The organism is Rhodococcus sp. DMF-1 (genome assembly GCF_021441945.1).
In the GTDB taxonomy this organism is placed as follows: Bacteria; Actinomycetota; Actinomycetes; order Mycobacteriales; family Mycobacteriaceae; genus Rhodococcus; species Rhodococcus ruber.
The window spans coordinates 738285-755767 of sequence record NZ_CP090442.1 but is presented as its reverse complement, the minus strand read 5'-3'; the positions used below and the strand labels follow the sequence as shown (position 1 = coordinate 755767).

The following is a 17483-nucleotide window of genomic DNA, read 5'->3' as shown; positions in this document are numbered from 1 at the left end:
AGTCGCGGATCATCACCTCGTAAGCCACTTCCCGACAATGTCGTGTCGTTGGCCGCGCGCCGGCGCCGGGCAGACACACCGATCGAGCAGTACCGCACACTGGCGCCGGAGTTCGCCGCATGGCTGATGGAGAACGCTGGGTGCCCCGCGAATCAGGCGGAGGAGTTCGTTGTCAGCGTCGCGCACGCGATCGACGCGCTCTCGGGTGCGGATTCCGGGTTTGCGACCACGGCATGGCGGAGCCGCGACGTGGACCACCTTCTCGAGCGGGTGCTGACGAGTGAACTGGTCGAGGACGACGACGAGACGCGGGCGCACATCGCCGGGGATGTCATCGCCTTCCTGCGGTTCCTCGAGGCGACGAACCGGTGGACCGGCACCGACGAGGACCTCGGGTACGGTCTGTCCACGCTCACGTCGTACATCGAATCGAGGCTCGCGTCTCTTCCACCCACCGAGGTCGACGAACCACCGGTCGAGCCCGAGGTCGAACGTGCCGCCTTGACGGTCGTACCGGTCGTCGCACGGCTGGACGCCCTGCTCGGCTGGATCGGTGAACGCCGGCCTGTGACCGCGACCGGAGCGCTGAAGCGTGCCCTGGTCATGGAGGCCTTCGACGCTGTCGGCGGCAAGCGCGAGGATCTGGCACCACGCAAGGTCCAGTCGATGTGGGATCTTCCCGTACTGGCACAGACCTGGGTCGTTGCAGCCATGCTGGACTTGATCTCGATCGGAAAGACCGTCGTCAAGCCCGGTCCTGCCGCGCCGGTGTGGCAGGATCCGGACCGTAATCCCGGCGAGTACCTCACCCTGTGCCGAGACGCAGTGACACATTCCCTCATCGTGGCCCTCGACAGGCGCGGCGAGGGGCGGCTCGTGGCATTCCATTCCGTCCTCGACGAGGCGACCGCTGCCGTCCTGTCTGCCGGTCTCGGTGAGCACCCTCTGCCGTCCGGTCCCGACGAGCGCCTGCACGCACTGTCCGTGCTGTTCCCCGGCATGCCGGTCGGACCGAGTCTTCTCGGCAGCATGCTCGTCGACCGCCTCGACGACCTCGTCGCCGACGGCATCCTCGACGACGCGGACGGCTACCGCGTTCCGACGCCTCTCCGTCCTGCCGTGCGGGCCGCCGTGCGCATCCTCCTCGGCGACGCGACACCCGTCGCCATCCACCCGCCCGCGCGGTGCACCCTGCGAATCACGTTGCGCGACAGCGAGCCTGCGGTGTGGCGACGGGTGGTCGTCGACAATTCTCTGAGTCTGCTGCATCTACACTTCGCCATCCAGAGCTGCTTCGCTTGGGAGGACTACCACCTGCACCAATTCACCGAGGGCGAGCCGTTCACCGGTGGTTGCGTATACGTGCCCGACGATCAACTCGACGACGAGCTCGCGAACGGTCAGGACGAGGTCGTCGACGAGGGAATGGTGACCATCGGGACGGCACTGCCTGAGGTCGGGGCATCGCTGACGTACCTGTACGACTACGGCGACGGGTGGACGCACGACATCGTCGTCGAGTCCGTCGCCGACTTCGACGCCGAGGCACCGCGCGCTGCCTGTCTCGACGGGCAGGGCCTGGCACCGGCCGAGGACTCCGGCGGGACGTGGGGCTGGACGGACATGCTCGCCGCGGCCGACGACCCGACCCACGAGCGTCACGACGAGATCCGGCAGTGGCTAGGGCTGCGGCCGAGTGAGCGCATCGACCCGGAGTGGTTCGACCGCGACGACGCCAACGAACAGCTGCGCGCACTGTTCGGGTAGGGCGTGCTGTGCGGATTCGACCGCACAACTCGTGCGGTACAGTGCCCGGGCCAACTGATACCGGGGGGATTCATGGCCGAGGGACTTCGATTGGATCCGCAGACGATCGAGGAGATCGTCGCCATTTGCGACACCATGCTCGCGACGCTCCACAATGCGGCAGATCAGGCAAGGGTGCTGGCCGATGCGCCTAGCTTCGGGGGTTTCACGTCGGCCGAGGAGCTTCGCGCCGGCTTCGTACGCAAGGCCCGGGGTACCCCAGAATCGCTCTACGAACGCCTCAAAGAATTCGAAGCCGTGCTCACCCAAATGCGGAACAATTTCGCCGCTGGCGGTGAAGCGTTCCTCTCCGCAGAGTACGACTGGACCGTCCGTCTGCACGCCGTAGGTCAGGAGGAGTTGTGACCGCGTGCAGGCCAAGGGTCGCGGCCGCAGGTGTGCTCGTGACTTGCGCGGCGCTCGCCGGCTGCACTGCTCCGACCCACCCTGAGGTCGCCGTCGACGAGTCGCAGGGTCCGCCAACGACTACAACTCGTGCACCGCGCCTGGTGGATGAGTCCGACCGGCCACTCGTCGCCTTCGATCCTTGCCTCGACATCCCGGACGACGTGCTCGCCGCCGTTGGCTACGATCCGAAATCGGAGGACAACGCCGATTTTGCCGCTACGCACTACACGATGCTTGGATGCTCCTTCGACGGCAGCCGGAAGATCCCCGGGCTGGACGCCTACGGACTGACCGTGATCTCGGCCAACTTCGACTGGACGATCGAACTGCAGAAGACCGCAGACAACGGCGATGACGTCATACCAACCGAGATTGCTGGCCGTCGCGCACTGCTGAAGACTAATCAGTCGTTCCCAGAGAGCTGCGGCATGAGCGTCGAAACTGACTACGGTGTACTCATATTCAGCCTCGTGGTCTTCGGTTCCGAAGTCGAGTACCTGCCCATATCGCAATGGTGCACCGGGCTCGAGGACACCGCCAGCCGCATTGTCGCCGTCCTCGACGACGTCGAGTCGCGCACCCGCTGACCCAGCATCCCGTCTGCATTCCCCCCGGAAGCCGAACTCGAACCCGCCCGAGTTCGCCGGGCCACGCTCGCGACGCTGTCGTCCCCGTGTGTCAGCATGGTCGAACCCGATCTCGGAGGGAGCGTCGTGTCCACCGCCGACCTGCACCGCCTGACGCGTCTGCGTCAGGAGCACCCGGCGTGGGCGCTGCTGCGGTCGGACAATGCGGCCGCGGTGCTGGCGTTGCTGGGCCGGCACTTCGACCGCGGCACGCGACGGTTGCCGGCCCCGGAGCTGTTCGCCCGCCTCGATGCGGACCTGCAGGAACTGCGCGACGAGGGCTTCGAGCTGCCGCGCACCGGTCAGGCCTATTGTGCGGACTGGGTGCGCGCGGGGTTTCTGCTGCGCCGTGCGAGCGCCGACGCCCGAGAGGAGACTCTCGAGCCGACCGAGGCGACGTTCGCCGCGCTCACCTTCGTCGCGGGCCTGACGACCGCCACGAGCTCGGTCACCGAGTCGCGGCTGACCACCCTGTCGAGCCAACTCCAGGCGCTGGCACGGGACTCGGACCCCCGCAGCGAGAGCCGCCTGGCGGCGTTGCGGGCCGAGCGCGACGAGCTGGACCGGCAGATCGCCGCCGTCGAATCCGGGGACTTTCCCGTGCTGGACGGGAACCGGGCGGTGGAACGGTCCGCGGAGATCCTGGCGCTGGCCGGGGAGATACCGGGCGACTTCGCGCGGGTGCGCGCCGAGTTGGAGGCGCTCAACCGGGAGCTGCGGGCCCGGATCCTCGACGACGAGGGCGACCGTGGCGACACCCTCGGCGAGGTGTTCCGTGGGGTCGATCTGATCGGCAGTTCCGACGCCGGCCGCAGCTTCGCCGGCTTCTACGACATGATCATCGATCCGGAGCGGTCGTCGCAGCTCGACGACTGGATCGAGGCGGTGCTGCAACGCCCCTTCGCGCAGCAGCTCACCACCGAGCAACGCAACCGGTTCCGCACTCTGCTCACCGAGATGGAAGACGCGGGCGGCGAGGTCCACGCGACGATGACGTCACTGTCGCGTTCGCTGCGCCACTTCGTGCAGTCCCGCCACTACGAGGAGCACCGGCGTCTGCAGCGGCTGTTGCGCTCGGCCCAGCAGCAGGCCCTGCAGGTGGCGCAACGCCGCAAACCATACGACCTGCTGGACCTCGAGCTGGTGCGGGTCGGCATGGGCATCGATTCGGTGGCGGCGCTGCGGCTGCACAACCCGGCCGACGACCTGGTGGCCGAGCCGGTGGTGACGCAGCCGGTCGGCGAGGTGGATCTCGCGGAGCTGCGCCGCATCGTCCGCGAATCGGAGATCGACATGGACGAGCTGGCCGGCAACGTCGCCGCCACGCTCCGTTCCCGCGGCAGCGCCACGATCGGCGACGTGTTGCGCGATCATCCCGCCACGCAGGGACTGGCCAGCGCAGTCGGCCTGCTGGTGCTCGCCGCGGAGCACGGTCACCGCGTCGACGGCACCGAGGAGATCGCGTGGACGTCCCCGTCGGGCGCGACCCGCGTCGCGACGGTGCGCCGGCACCTGTTCGACCCGACCGACACCGAGTTCACCGCCCGCATCACCGAGGACGCGTCATGACCGAATCGACCACACGCACCGGGCTGTATCCGGGCGACACCGGCGAACTCGACCTCGAGACCCGTCGCGCGCTGGTGCAACTGCTCAAGGGACCGCTCGTCACCGCCGACAAGCACCCGGAGGTGTGGCGGACGGTGATCCGCGACGAGCGGGTGCTGCGGTCCCGGCTCGCGGACGTGTTCCTCGATCTCGTCGTCGACGAGGACGATCAGCTCGCGTTCACCCGCCCCGCCGACACGGGCGACCACAAGGCCCCGACGGTGCTGCGCACCGAGCGCCTCACGTTCATGGACACCGTGATGCTGCTGGCGTTGCGGCACCGGCTGCTGCGCGCCCAGCCGGGCGAGCGGGTGATCGTCGACTTCGACGAGGTGGCCGGGCAGCTGGAGATGTACCGCGCGGCGACGAGCACCGATCCGGCCGGCTTCCGCAAACGGGTCAACGCGTCGTGGGAGAAGTTGAAGAAGTACACGCTGCTGGCGTCGACGTCCACGGAGGGCCGGATGGAGGTCTCTCCGGTCTTGCGACAGTTGTTCGACGCCGATCAGGTCGCCGCCGTCGAGGCCGAGTTCCGGCGCATCGTCGAGGAGGACGCGCCGTGAGCGCCGCACCCGTCCACCCCGGCCAGTTCCGGCTCGCGCGGGTGCAGGTGGTCAACTGGGGCACTTTGCACGGGCATCACGACATTCCCGTGGCCCGCAAGGGTTTTCTCATCACCGGGGCGTCCGGCTCGGGCAAGTCGACGCTCATCGACGCGATCTCGACGGTGCTCATGCCGGGCGGCAGCGTGCGGTTCAACGCGGCCGCGCAGGAGTCGGCGGCCGGGTCGGGCCGCAACTTCGTCAGTTACATCCGCGGCGCGTGGCGGCGCGAGGCCGACGCCGACACCGACGCGCTCACCGCCTCGTATCTGCGCACCGGCGCCACGTGGAGTGCGGTGGCACTGACGTACGACGCCGCCGACGGCACGGCCCCGGTGACCCTGGTCAAGCTCATGCACCTGCGTCGGGGCGCCAACGCCAACAACGAGATCTCGCACCTGCACCTGATCCTCGACACCGACCTGGAGCTGACCGACCTCGAACCGTTCGTCGCGCGGGGCATCGACACCCGGGGCATCCGCAAGCGCTGGCCCGATGCGGTTGTGAACCCCAGCTACGCGCCGTTCGCCCGCGCGTTCCGGTCCAAGCTCGGCATCTCGTCGGAGGCCGCGCAGCGGCTGCTGCACCGCACGCTGTCCGCGAAGAGCCTGAACAGCCTCGACCAGCTGCTGCGCGACTACATGCTCGACGAGCCGGCCACGTTCGCGATGGCCGAGCGGGCCACCACCCAGTTCCGCGAGCTGCGCGAGGCGCATCGCGTCGTCGTCGACGCTCGTCGTCAGGTCGAGACGCTCGAGCCGCTCGTCGCGCTGGCCGACGCCCGTCGCACCGGGCTGCAGGCCCAGCGCGACCTGCAGGACGAGACCGATCACCTCGACGCGGTGCACGCCCGGATGACGGTGGACCTGCTCAGCGACAGGCTCGACGAGACGCGGGCGCAGACCGGTCTGCTGCAGGCCGCCGCGGACAAGACCGCCGACGAGGCCGACCGCGCCGGCGAACGCACCCTCGATCTGCGGGTGCGCGCCGAGAGCGCCGGCGACGGCCGGCTCGCAACCCTCCGCGTGCACAAGGAGACCGCCGAGACCGCACTCGAACGAATCACCCAGCAGCGCAGACGGTTCGACGTCGCCCTCGCCCACTGGGAGGCGGAGACACCGGGCACCGCGGACGACTTCGCGCATCTGCAGGCCCAGCTGGAGCGGGAACTGCGCGAGCTCGACGCCACCGCCGACACGCGCAAGGCGGAACTGTACGAGGTGGCCGGTGCGCTCGCCGAACGCCGGAAGACGATCCGCGAGCTGATCGCCGACCGGGAGGTCCTGGCCCGGCGCCGCTCCAACCTCGATCCCGACCTGCTGCGCGCCCGGGAACTGGTGTGCTCGGCGGCCGGCCTCGGCGAGGACGCCCTGCACTTCGCGGGCGAGCTGATCGCGGTGCGCGCCGAGCACGCCGAGTGGACGGGTCCGATCGAGCGGGTCCTGGGCGGATTCGGGCGCACCCTGCTGGTGCCCGACGAGCTGTATCCGCGGGTGGCCGCCGCCGTCGACGCACACCATCTCGGCGCCCGCCTCGTGTACCGGCGGGTCCGCACCGGCGTCGGCGCGCCGGACGCACCCACCACCGCCGACGGCTCGCTCGTCCGCAAGCTCGAGGTGCGCCCCGGCCCGCTCGCCGCGTGGCTGCACCACCACCTGGCGGACCGCTTCGACTACGCGTGCGTCGACACCGCCGACGACCTGCGCCGCGTCCCGCGGGGCGTGACCCGGGCCGGGCAGGTCAAGCACGGCGGCGACCGGCACGAGAAGGACGACCGGCGGCGCATCGACGACCGCAGCCGCTGGGTCCTCGGCTTCGACAACGAGGCCAAGCTCGCCGACCTGCGCCGGCGTATCGGCGACGCCGAGACCGACGTCGACACGCTGCAACGGCGGCAGGAGGCGCTCGAGCGCGCCGAGTCCGCGATCCAGCAGCGCCGGCAGGCCGCCGCGGTGATCCGCGAGTCCGCGTGGGCCGACGTCGACGTCGCGGCGGCGGGCAGCGCGGTGGACGCGATCGAGGAGCGGCTGCGCGAGTGGATGCAGGGCAACACCGAATACGCCACGCTCACCGCGGATCTGGCCCGCGCCGAGAGCGAGGAACGCGCCGCCCGGCAGGCGCACACCGCGGCGCTGGCCAAGCTCGAACAGCACCGGGACGAGCTGACCCGGGTGCAGGCGCGGCTCGACGACGCGCAGGCCCACGCCGGCACGGCGGTGCCCGACCCGATCTTCGCGCGCATCCGGGCCCGGTTCGCCGCGGCCGTCCGCCGCGTCACTGTCGACAACATCGACCGGGCCCTGAGCACGGTGGGTCGCGCGATCAACGAGCAGATGCGGTCCGCGCAGCGCGACACCGCGGACGCCGAGCGCCGCATCACCGCCATCCTCACCGGCTACCTTGCCGAGTGGGAGGCGCGGCGCGCCGAGATGCGCTCCGAGGCCGAGTACGTCGACGACGCCCTCGCCGTGCTCGCTCGGCTGCGCAGCGACGGCCTGCCCGCCTACGAGGACGAGTTCTTCCGGCTGCTGCGCGAGCAGTCGCACCGCAACATCGGGGAGCTGGCCCGCGCGATCCGCAAGGCGCCGGGCGAGATCCGCTCCCGCATCGAGCCGGTGAACGAATCGCTGCGCCGCTCGCCGTTCGACACCGACCGGATCCTGCGCATCGACGTCAAGGACCGGCGCTCCCCCGCCGCGTCGGAGTTCCTGGCGGAGCTGCTGCAGATCACGAGCGGCGCGTGGAAGGAGGAGGACCGGGCCGCGGCGGAGCGACGGTTCGAACAGATGGCGGCGGTGCTCGAACGGCTCGACTCCGGCGAGCCCGCCGATCTGCGGTGGAAGCGCCTCGTGCTCGACACCCGCCTGCATGTCGGATTCATCGGGGTGGAGGTCGACCCGGAGGGCAACGACGCCAACTATCACGACTCGAGCTCCGGCCTGTCGGGTGGGCAGGCGCAGAAGCTGGTGTTCTTCTGCCTCGCGGCCGCGCTGCGCTATCAGCTGGCCGCCGCCGGCGAGGAGTTGCCGCGCTACGGCACCGTGATCCTCGACGAGGCGTTCGACCGCGCCGACCCCGCGTACACGCGGCGGGCGCTGGACGTGTTCACCCAGTTCGGGTTCCACATGGTGCTCGCCACCCCGCTCAAGCTGCTGCAGACGCTCGACGACTACATCGACGGCGTGGCCGCGGTGAGCATCCGCGACAAGCGCTACTCGCAGATCGCACTGTTGCCGATCCGCGGCGCCGGCACGTGAGCGCATTGTGCGTGCCGCCGTCCGCGGTCGCCGGCAAGGCCCAGGCCGCGTACCGCAGCCGCCGCGCTCGATGGATCACCGATCCCGCTGCGGCCGAGTCGGATTCGCTGTCGATTGTGCTGCATCCGCCGTCCGAGCGGCGGGTGGCGCAGGATCCCGATGCCGTCGTGGCGTGGGTGCGGGCCTGGCACGGCTACCGGGGCGCCGGCCAGGTCGAGTGGGAGACGCGGCGCTGGCCGAGCTTCGGCACGCAGGAAGTGCCGGTGCGCCTGATGCTTTCGGGCGCGACCGAGATCGCCGCCGCGGCCGCACGCGCGCCCGAGTGGCGCACCCTCACCGAACGGCGGGCGCGACTGCTCGACGGACTCGGCCCCGGCACCGCGACGCTCGCGACCGCGATCGCCGCCACGCATGCCCGCTGGCTCGAGCTGGACGAGCCGGACTTCGCGCGGCTCGTCGCGGCGGTCCGCTGGCTGGCCGAGCATCCGTCGTCGGGGCTGTTCATCCGCCAGCTGCCGGTGCCCGGCGTCGACACCAAATGGGTGTCGCGGCATCGCGGTCTGGTCGAGACGCTGCTCGACGGTGTGCGCGGCGACCGTGATCTGGGAGTGCGGTCGCTGCCGCGGATGTGCGGGGTGGCCGTGTGTGACCGGACGCTGCTGCCCACGGCACCGCGGATCTTCGCGACGTCGCTCGACGAGCTGGCGGCACTGCCGGTGACACCGGCCCGCACCCTGATCCTCGAGAACAAGGAGGGTCTGCACGCGCTGCCGGAGCTGCCGGCGACGGTGGCGGTGCACGGCGGGGGCTACGCGGTGCACGAACTGGCGGACGTGCCGTGGCTCGCCGCCTCCGACGTCGTGTACTGGGGCGACCTGGACACGCACGGCTTCGCGATCCTCGACCGGCTCCGCGGCCACCTCCCGCACGTGCGCAGCCTGCTCATGGACCGCGGCACCGTCGAGCGGTGGCGCGACCTCGCCGTGCCCGAGGCGTCCCCCGCTCCGCACGTGCCCGCGCACCTGACCGGGCCGGAACGCGACGCCCTCGACGCGGTGCGCACGGAAGGGCTTCGGCTCGAGCAGGAGCGGATCCCGTGGCCGTACGTCGTCGCGCATCTCGCGGCACTGTAGCCGCGGACGTCGAGCCTGTCGCACGCCGGTGTTAGAGTCCCCGCGTCGATTCGTAGGGGGGACGAATGGTGGGGGAACTGCGCGCCGATGTGGCGCGTCTCGAGGAGTTGAGCGGACGACTGCACGGCCTGGCCGCGGAGGCGTCGCGGCTGCGCGTGGGTCCGGCGGCGGGACCGTATGCGCCGGCCCTGGACGCGCTCATGCCGTCGGTACTGGAGGCGGCTCGCCTCTCGCAGGAAAACGTCGACAGTGCCCTGATTCCCGCGCTCGCGGAGCGTCTCGGCGAGACCGGTGACGTCATGCGCGCCACCGCGCGCGAGTACCGCGACCAGGACGACACGTCGGCGACGCGACTGGTCTCGGCCTATCTCTCGGCCACCGGCGACTGGCGCGTCGACGAGGATCCGGCATGACCCTGACCAAGGGGCAGGTTCGGGAATGGAATCCGAGACAACTCGACGACATCGGTCGCGCGTGGCGCGACGCCGGGGGCCGGATCGAGGAGCTGTTCGATCGATACGTCGCCGCCGTCACCGACGTCGGCGGCACGTACTGGGAGGGACGTACCGCGGAGGCCGCGCAGGAACGCGCCGCGGCCGACAGACGGACCGTCGTCGCCCTGGTCGATCGGCTCGACACGCTCGCTCGTCGGCTCGAACAGGGATTTCACGAGGTCGACGCGCCACTCCAGCGCGCCCGGGCGACGATCCTCGACGCCGAGGCCCAAGGGTTCGTCGTCGGCGAGGACCTGACGGTGCGCGATCCGGCGCCGGACCCGGACCGGGAAGCGGCCCGAGCCGGCCTGCAGGCGTACCTGGCCGAGGCGGTGTCGACCGTCGAGAACGCCGACCGGGCGCTGCAGCAGGAACTGAGCGCCGCGCGGGCTCTGCTGCGAGCCGACTTCACCTCGGTGGCTGCGCTCGGCACGGACCAGGGGCACGCGGACGGCGCGCGACTGGTCGACGGATCGGTGACGCCGGAGGCGCTGCGGCGCCTACTCGAAGCCGGTGCGCTGACACCGGAACAGGTCGACGCCCTGCGCGCGGGCGCGGCGGCGACCATCCCGTCGTCGCACATGGAGTACCTGGTGGCCCTCAGCCGGTCCCTGGACGGCAGGACGCCCCGGGAGATCGCCGACCTCATGGCCGGACTGCCGGCCGGGGCTCGCAGCGCGCTGGCCAACGCGCTGCAGATCGTCTCCACCGAGAACGTCGTTGTCGCCGTCGCCGACGGTGACATCGCCCCGCGTGGCGGGGCGGACCTGCTACCGGACGGGATCCGGGCGGCACTCGACCGCGACGATCTGGTTGTTCACGGCTTCCGGACGATCGGCGGCACGACCTACACGAGCACCGAACTGAACGGCGTCGCCGACAACCAGGCCGTCGCCGGGATCGTGGCCGAGGGCGATGCGGTGTACCGGTCCGGCAGCACGCTCGACCGGGATCTCCTGGATGTCGGTCGCCGATATCTCGACGCCCAGGTCGCGTTCGCGCAGGACCCCAACCGCAGTTTCGAGTTCTTCACCGTCGACGGACGCGGCACGGGCGACGGTGCGTTGACGGCCGGAATCCTCACCGCGGTGGCGGACGACCGCATCGCGGTCGAACAGGCCGTCACCGACCCTGAGCACGGCACCGATTTCGTGCGGAACGTACTGGTGCACGACTGGTCGGACGACGGTGCGGCGGTGTCGTCGCTGTTCCGCGCCGACGTGAAGGACGGAGTGGTCGACGATCCTCACAACGCCGCCGACGTCGCCGCAGCGACCCGTCACGGCGCGATCATGGCCGCCGTCGCGGGCGCGATGAGTTCCGGAGAGGCGTGGAAGACGTTGTCCGCCATCCCGGAAACCGACGGGCAGTCGGTGGGTCAGCTGAATCCTGATCTGCTGCGAACGGTTTCGCACGGCCTGAGCCCCTACATTCCCGACCTGGCGGGATCCCCACAGGCGGATCGGCCCGGATTCGACGTCGGCGACTGGGCGGATCCGAAGGACAACAGCAGCTATCGCGGCTCGGCGAACGTCTTCGCCGCGATGAACACCGATCCCGAGGCCGGCACGCATTTCACCGGCAGTGCATTCGCGTCCGTTGTGGCGGCCGAGACCCGGTACGCGCAGGACCCGTACACCTCGGGCACGACGGCGGAGCTCTCGACGGCCGGTCGCATCCTGGGGCTGACCGACCGGGGGCTGATGCTGTCGACCCAGGACGATTTCCACGACGAGACCGAGCGGCAGCAGGCGATCTACGACCGCAAGTCCGCCGCCTACGACGCAGTCCTTGCCCTCGGCGCGTTCGGCCTGGAGAAGTTCCCCGGCGGTGAGTACATCGCGACGCTCTACGAAGCAGGCGGTGATCCGTTGAAGGAGTTGCACATCGGCCCGGAGCCCGGCACGGAGGAATCAGCCGAGCTCACGGGCCCGAACCTGGTGCGGCAGTACTACAACGTGCTTGCGGCCGCGCCGGAGGTGCCGGTACCGATCCGTGCCCACCATCGGAACCTGTTCGACGAGGCGGGTCGGCTCGAGCCGTACGACGAAATCGTCGGTTCGGAATCGGACAAGGAGGTGCGACATGCCATGTTGCGTGAGGCGTTCAACGAGTACGGAAACCCGACCGACGGGCACGAGACGGCCATGCAGGAGGCCTACGACACGGTGGTGCGCACGAATGGCTGAGACACGGCTGTCGGCCCTGGGATGCGTCGCATTGCTCGCCTTCACCGCCGGGTGCGGGGACCGCGCGCCGGAGGATCCACGTCCGGTTCCCGTTCCCGAGCCGCCGGTCGCGTACACGCACGTGTGGTCCGCGGACCCCGACATCGACCTGTCCAGCCGCGGCGCCGAGCTGGTCCGCGCCGCAGTCGAAGCCGGACTTCGCACGTTCAACTACGGTACGAAGTTCACATTCCCCGGATACCTCGACGCCATCGGGGCACCGTACGATTTCGACCACGCCGAGGTCTGGGATCATCTGGTACGCCCCGGTCCCGTCGATCCACCACAGTGGCGAGCCACGTACTTCATGCATCTCACGGCACTGTCGGCGACGGCCACGGAAGTCACTGGAGCCGTGTGCGAGTACGGCGTCGGCACAGAACCGGGAGAAGAGTACTCGGTCTATCCCCTGAGAATGGTCCGGGCGGTGACCTTGCGCAACACTGCCGAGACACCCGGCGCGGCCAGTATCCCCGACACCGACCCGGAAGGACACGATCCCCGCGCCGCCATCGCCCCCGACTGGAACGTCTTCGGCACCTGGAAGATCGTCCAGCTCCGCACCGGGGGACCGAACTGGGTCATACCGGACACGTGTACGGCGTGGTGGCACGAACGCTTCCCCACCTTCGAACTCCACGACGGTCTGCTCTCGCCACCCCCAGGCTTCCAACCACCCACCATGCCCGTCGCCCAGCAATACCCCGAATGGATCGGACCGGCGAATGCCGGTTGAACCCATAACGCGGCACCGCCGCACCGCCAGCGAACAGCGAAGGGCCCCGATGAACGCACCGCGCCGGCGGCGCGTCATTGCCGTCGTCACCACTGCCCTACTCGCAGTCACCGGCTGCGGCACCGACAGCCCAACCGATCCACGTCCGGTTCCCGTTCCCGAGCCGCCGGTCGCGTACACGCACGTGTGGTCCGCGGACCCCGACATCGACCTTTTCGGTCGCGGCGCCGAACTGGTCCGCGCCGCAGTCGAATCCGGACTTCGCACGTTCAACTACGGTACGAAGTTCACATTCCCCGGATACTTCGACGCCATCGGCGCACCGTACGATTTCGACCACGGCGAGGTGTGGGCTCATCTGGTACGTCCCAGTCGCGTCGATCCACCACCGTGGCGAGCCACGTACTTTCACCATCTCACGATGCTGTCTGCCGGCAACTCGGAGATCACGGCAGCAGTATGCGAATACCGAGTCAAAACCGAACCCGGGCTCAACCTCTCCTTCGATCCCATGAAGTGGGTGTGGGCCGTGACCCTGCGCAACACTGTCGACACACCCGGCGCGGCCGGTATCCCCGACACCGACCCGGAAGGACACGATCCCCGCGCCGCCATCGCCCCCGACTGGAACGTCTTCGGCACCTGGAAGATCGTCCAGCTCCGCACCGGGGGACCGAACTGGGTCATACCGGACACGTGTACGGCGTGGTGGCACGAACGCTTCCCCACCTTCGAACTCCGCGACGGCCTGCTCTCGCCACCCCCAGGCTTCGAACCACCCACCATGCCCGTCGCCCAGCAATACCCCGAATGGATCGGACCGGCGAGTGCCGGCTGAGTCGCCACGAACGCCGCAGTCCCGAAACTGGACCCCGCACAGGCCACCGATTCCGGAGACGCCTCACCACCCGCGCCTTCACGATGTGCCTGAAGTTGCAATAGTGAACTAGAATCGAACTTCTCGTTCCCGGGTTCTCGCCCGGGAAATTCCCTTCACAGGAAAGGAGCACTCCGACGCACACGCCAGCCCCCCACACTGTTCATCTCGTCTCCCTGCCCCACAGCGTCGGCGATGCTCCTCCGCTCGCCTCGGAGCGGCCCCGGCTGCACGGCCACCCCCACATCGTGTGGTTCCGGGACCGCTACGCGATCCCCATCTCGACGACCACGCCGCGCCAGGCGATGCTCGAGGATCTGCAGTTCGTGCGCCGGGTCCTCGACGACGCCGGCATCGACTATCTGCTGGTCCGCGGCGACGGCACCCGCCCGGTCCTGGCGGTGGACTGGGCCGACCGCAAGGAGCTGCGTGCCGCGCTGGTCGGCGCCTGCACCGACGAGCCGTTCTACTCCAAGACCGTGGGTGCGAAACGGCACCGTCCCGTGCTCGTCGCGGACGGCCGGCTCTCGTACAGTTCCAAGGCCCGGATCTTCCGCCTGTTCCGGCCGCGGGTGGAACTCACCAGCGGCCTGCGGTACGGGGCGTCGAACGGGGTGCAGATCGAGTTGTGGTCGCACACCGACGACGAGATCCTCCTGCCGAGGGAGAACGCGCTGACCCGGCGCAGCGTGCTGCGCGACGAGGTCACGCGCGGCACCGTGGAACGCTACGGACAGACGTGGCCGACCATCGAGGGGATGTTCGCGGCGCACCCGTCGGACGTCCCGTTCGAGATCGACCTGGTGTTCTCGTGGGTGGACGGCTCGTCGAAGGAGTGGCAGGCCGAGCGCGCCAAACGCCTGCAGAACTACGTGGTGGGCGAGGGCGACGACTCCCCCGCCCGCTTCCGGCAGATCGACGAGCTCAAGTACGCGCTGCGCTCCGTGCACATGTATGCGCCGTGGATCCGGCGGATCTTCGTCGCGACCGACTCCGACCGGCCGGACTGGCTGGCCGACGACGGGCAGGTCACGTTCGTGCGCAGCGAGGAGTTCTTCGCCGACCGGTCGGTGCTGCCCACCCACAATTCGCAGGCCGTCGAGTGCCAGCTGCACCACATCCCGGGTCTGTCCGAGCACTTCCTGTACTCGAACGACGACATGTTCTTCGGTCGCCCGGTGGATCCGCAGATGTTCTTCTCCGGCGGCGGGGTCACGAAGTTCATCGAGGCGGACACCCGCATCGGATTGGGCCGGAACCACAAGAAGCGCAGCGGTTTCGAGAACGCGGCCCGCGTCAATCGCCGGCTGCTCGAGGAGCGGTTCGGGGTGACGATCACCCGGCACCTCGAACACACGCCGGTGCCGCTGCGCAAGAGCATCATGGCGGAGATGGAGCGGGAGTTCGCGGACGAGTTCGCGGCCACGGCGGCGAGCACGTTCCGGGCCGCGGAGAACATCTCGGTGACGAACTCCTTCTACCACTACTACGCGCTGATGACCGGCCGGGCGGTGCAGCAGACCGCGGCGCGGGTGAAGTACGTCGACACGACGGTGAAGTCGGGGCTGCGGGAACTGGACACGCTGCTGGCGAAGCGGACGACGGACCTGTTCTGCCTCAACGACGGCAGCACACCGGAGGTCGACCTCGAGCTGCGCACCGCGAAGGTCACCCAATTCCTGGAGCGGTACTACCCGATCCCGGCGCCGTGGGAGACGGACTACCCGGGACGGTCGTGACCCGCACCGCGTAGCCCCTCGATCCGGCCGCCCCGCTTTCCGCGGGGCGGCCGGGTGGAACGCGAATCCGGTCACCGCCCGTTCGACAGGGTGGGAAATGTCCAGCTTCCGTCGAGGACTTCCGGGCGCGGGCGGTACAGGCGCACGAGATAGTTCCACCCCTCCGTGACGGGAAGGTAATTGGCACGGTCCGCATCGCCGCCGCCCCCGAATCGGACGGTGATCGAACCGTCCGCGTTCGGCACGCCCGTGATGTTGTTGACGCTGTAGGCATTCTGTGCGTTCGGTTCGAAGAAGCCCTGCGCGTTGTAGACCGAGACGGACCAGAACCCGTCGACGGGCACATCGCGGACGGTCAGCTCGTACTCGCCGACCGGCAGTCCCGGATCGACGCCGATGTAGGCGGCCTCCGTGGTCGGCAGGCCACCCCAGCCGGCGGCGGTGCCGATCAGGTGCCGGACCGGGTCGATCTCACCTCGGGCGCCGAACATCCGGTCGAAACCCGTCAGTCCTCGCGCCAGCGCCAGCAGCGCCTCCCGCGTCGCGTCGAAGCTCGGCCGGTCGTAGTCGGGCGCCGTGAACGGTGTCGACGACCCGGCGTCGAGACGGAACCGGTCCTGGAGCGAGGCCACGGCCTGCACGTCGTCCGGATCGGAAGGATCGACGAGAATCCGCACCGCGACGGCGACGTACGGTGTCGGGAACTCGTCGGCGGTGAGCCTGTGCTCTCCCGGGTCGTGCAGGATCCGATCGACGTGGTGGTCCTGGTCGACCACCATCACGGACAGGTACCGTCGACCGCCGTCGGGGATGGTGAGGGTCGCGCCCTCCGAGGTGTCGACGATCGCGAGGCTGTAGAGGGTGTCGCGGTTCATCCGGATCACCGTCTGCTGCTCGACCGAGGCGGGCTCCCGGTTGTGCCGGAGCACATTGATGCCCCCGGCGTCCCGCTGAAGATCGAGAAACATCCGATCCGTCTCCGCGCGAACGAAATTGTCCACATTCACCGATGTCATGCGCGGCAGCCTAGACGACGCACGCTCCGCGCGCTGTCCGATTCGTCCGCCTCCGCGACGGACCGGAATTCCCCAGCGGGGACTGCCGGGCCGGCCGCCGGGCACATGCGGCCCGTCTCATTCCGGCTCCGCCATCCGCGCGCGGCGCGCGAGGGTGGCGGCGACCCCGGCTGCGGCCGCGCGCACCGACGTGGTGTGCCGCTCGGGATGGAACCGGGCCACGGGACCGGTGACACTGAGGGCCGCGATCGGCCGGTCGTCCGTGTCGAGCACCGGCGCAGCGACGCAGGTGATGCCCATCGCGGATTCCTCGCGTTCGTACGAGACCCCCTCGTCGAGGATGCGTTCGAGCTGTGCGCGCAGCAGTCCGGGCCCGGACAGCGTCTTCGGGGTGCGCCGTTCGAGTGGCTCGGCGAGCACCCTGTCGATGATCTCCGGATCGGAGTGCGCGAGGAGCGCCTTTCCGATGGCCGTGCAGTGCAGCGGCATTCGGCCGCCGAGACGGGACGGGGAGCGGGCCTGCCGGTGTCCGCCGATCTTGGCGATGTAGACGACCTCGGTGCCCTCGAGGATGCCCAGGTGCACCGTCTCGTGCGTCCGCTCGTACAGGTCCTCCAGGAACGGGGTGGCGACCTCGATCAGGCTGCGCTCGGTGGACGCCCGCATGCCGAGTTCGAACAGTTGCCCGCTCAGCCGGTAGCCGGCCCGGGTGCGGTCGAGGAGGCGCACCTTGACGAGGTCCGAGAGCAGCCGGTGCAGGGTGCCCTTGGGGATGCCGGTGCGTCGGCCGAGTTCCGCGAGGCTGAGCCCGTGGTCGTCGACGGTGAACGCATACAGCACGGTGACGACCTTGCCGAGCACGGTGTTCGGGTCGATCTGCGCGTCGCCGGGAGCGCCCACCGCATTCCCCTTTCGTCCGGTGACCTGGCAGTTCGGGTCATCCGCCACTGTAC

Annotated in this window: 14 protein-coding genes; 12 read left to right on the top strand and 2 right to left on the bottom strand. The window is 69.6% G+C overall.

What is annotated here, in order from left to right; genetic code table 11:
- Nucleotides 1-42: 42 nt before the first annotated feature.
- The 12 genes from LZP97_RS03605 to LZP97_RS03550 all read left to right on the top strand — a co-directional run bounded on the left by LZP97_RS03605 (nt 43) and on the right by LZP97_RS03550 (nt 15514).
- Nucleotides 43-1767, top strand: a complete 1725-nt coding sequence (locus LZP97_RS03605; RefSeq protein ID WP_234574969.1) for a plasmid pRiA4b ORF-3 family protein — start codon at nt 43-45, stop codon at nt 1765-1767.
- Between the two features lie 72 nt (nt 1768-1839).
- Nucleotides 1840-2172 (top strand): hypothetical protein, encoded by a 333-nt coding sequence (locus LZP97_RS03600; RefSeq protein WP_048773032.1) that lies wholly within the window; start codon nt 1840-1842, stop codon nt 2170-2172.
- Nucleotides 2169-2801: a DUF3558 domain-containing protein gene (locus tag LZP97_RS03595; RefSeq protein WP_048773034.1), complete on the top strand. Its 633-nt coding sequence runs from the start codon at nt 2169-2171 to the stop codon at nt 2799-2801. The genes LZP97_RS03600 and LZP97_RS03595 overlap by 4 nt, the downstream gene beginning before the upstream one ends.
- A 96-nt stretch (nt 2802-2897) precedes the next feature.
- Entirely contained in the window at nt 2898-4409 is a 1512-nt protein-coding gene (locus LZP97_RS03590; RefSeq protein ID WP_200903459.1) for a DUF3375 domain-containing protein, read from the top strand.
- Nucleotides 4406-5011: a DUF4194 domain-containing protein gene (locus LZP97_RS03585; protein WP_048773037.1), complete on the top strand. Its 606-nt coding sequence runs from the start codon at nt 4406-4408 to the stop codon at nt 5009-5011. The genes LZP97_RS03590 and LZP97_RS03585 overlap by 4 nt, the downstream gene beginning before the upstream one ends.
- Nucleotides 5008-8307 (top strand): ATP-binding protein, encoded by a 3300-nt coding sequence (locus LZP97_RS03580; RefSeq protein WP_040275767.1) that lies wholly within the window; start codon nt 5008-5010, stop codon nt 8305-8307. Before LZP97_RS03585 ends, LZP97_RS03580 begins: the two co-directional genes overlap by 4 nt.
- The gene (locus tag LZP97_RS03575) at nt 8304-9440 is read left to right on the top strand and encodes a DUF3322 domain-containing protein (protein WP_040275766.1); all 1137 of its coding nucleotides are present in this window, start codon (nt 8304-8306) and stop codon (nt 9438-9440) included. Before LZP97_RS03580 ends, LZP97_RS03575 begins: the two co-directional genes overlap by 4 nt.
- A 65-nt stretch (nt 9441-9505) precedes the next feature.
- The gene (locus tag LZP97_RS03570; RefSeq protein ID WP_040275764.1) at nt 9506-9853 is read left to right on the top strand and encodes a hypothetical protein; all 348 of its coding nucleotides are present in this window, start codon (nt 9506-9508) and stop codon (nt 9851-9853) included.
- Nucleotides 9850-12123, top strand: coding sequence for a TPR repeat region-containing protein (locus tag LZP97_RS03565; RefSeq protein ID WP_040275761.1), 2274 nt, complete (start codon nt 9850-9852; stop codon nt 12121-12123). The genes LZP97_RS03570 and LZP97_RS03565 overlap by 4 nt, the downstream gene beginning before the upstream one ends.
- Complete coding sequence (locus LZP97_RS03560; RefSeq protein ID WP_040275759.1) at nt 12116-12898, top strand: hypothetical protein; 783 nt, start codon at nt 12116-12118, stop codon at nt 12896-12898. The genes LZP97_RS03565 and LZP97_RS03560 overlap by 8 nt, the downstream gene beginning before the upstream one ends.
- A complete protein-coding gene (locus LZP97_RS03555; RefSeq protein ID WP_234574967.1) occupies nt 12888-13736 on the top strand; it encodes a hypothetical protein in 849 nt (282 codons plus the stop codon). The genes LZP97_RS03560 and LZP97_RS03555 overlap by 11 nt, the downstream gene beginning before the upstream one ends.
- Before the next feature lie 287 nt (nt 13737-14023).
- The gene (locus LZP97_RS03550; RefSeq protein WP_040275755.1) at nt 14024-15514 is read left to right on the top strand and encodes a stealth family protein; all 1491 of its coding nucleotides are present in this window, start codon (nt 14024-14026) and stop codon (nt 15512-15514) included.
- 71 nt (nt 15515-15585) lie between these two features.
- On the opposite strand, the gene LZP97_RS03545 is transcribed toward LZP97_RS03550, so the two are convergent.
- Entirely contained in the window at nt 15586-16530 is a 945-nt protein-coding gene (locus LZP97_RS03545; protein WP_017680458.1) for a DUF1214 domain-containing protein, read from the bottom strand.
- Nucleotides 16531-16647: 117 nt separating this feature from the next.
- Entirely contained in the window at nt 16648-17430 is a 783-nt protein-coding gene (locus tag LZP97_RS03540) for an IclR family transcriptional regulator (RefSeq protein ID WP_048773041.1), read from the bottom strand.
- Nucleotides 17431-17483 lie beyond the last annotated feature (53 nt).

What these genes read in the sequence shown, in the direction of transcription:
- LZP97_RS03600 (WP_048773032.1), top strand. Translation starts at nt 1,840, where the DNA reads ATGGCCGAGGGACTTCGATTGGATCCGCAGACGATCGAGGAGATCGTC.
- LZP97_RS03590 (WP_200903459.1), top strand. Translation starts at nt 2,898, where the DNA reads ATGGTCGAACCCGATCTCGGAGGGAGCGTCGTGTCCACCGCCGACCTG.
- LZP97_RS03585 (WP_048773037.1), top strand. Translation starts at nt 4,406, where the DNA reads ATGACCGAATCGACCACACGCACCGGGCTGTATCCGGGCGACACCGGC.
- LZP97_RS03570 (WP_040275764.1), top strand. Translation starts at nt 9,506, where the DNA reads ATGGTGGGGGAACTGCGCGCCGATGTGGCGCGTCTCGAGGAGTTGAGC.
- LZP97_RS03565 (WP_040275761.1), top strand. Translation starts at nt 9,850, where the DNA reads ATGACCCTGACCAAGGGGCAGGTTCGGGAATGGAATCCGAGACAACTC.
- LZP97_RS03560 (WP_040275759.1), top strand. Translation starts at nt 12,116, where the DNA reads ATGGCTGAGACACGGCTGTCGGCCCTGGGATGCGTCGCATTGCTCGCC.
- LZP97_RS03555 (WP_234574967.1), top strand. Translation starts at nt 12,888, where the DNA reads ATGCCGGTTGAACCCATAACGCGGCACCGCCGCACCGCCAGCGAACAG.
- LZP97_RS03545 (WP_017680458.1), bottom strand. Translation starts at nt 16,530, where the DNA reads ATGACATCGGTGAATGTGGACAATTTCGTTCGCGCGGAGACGGATCGG.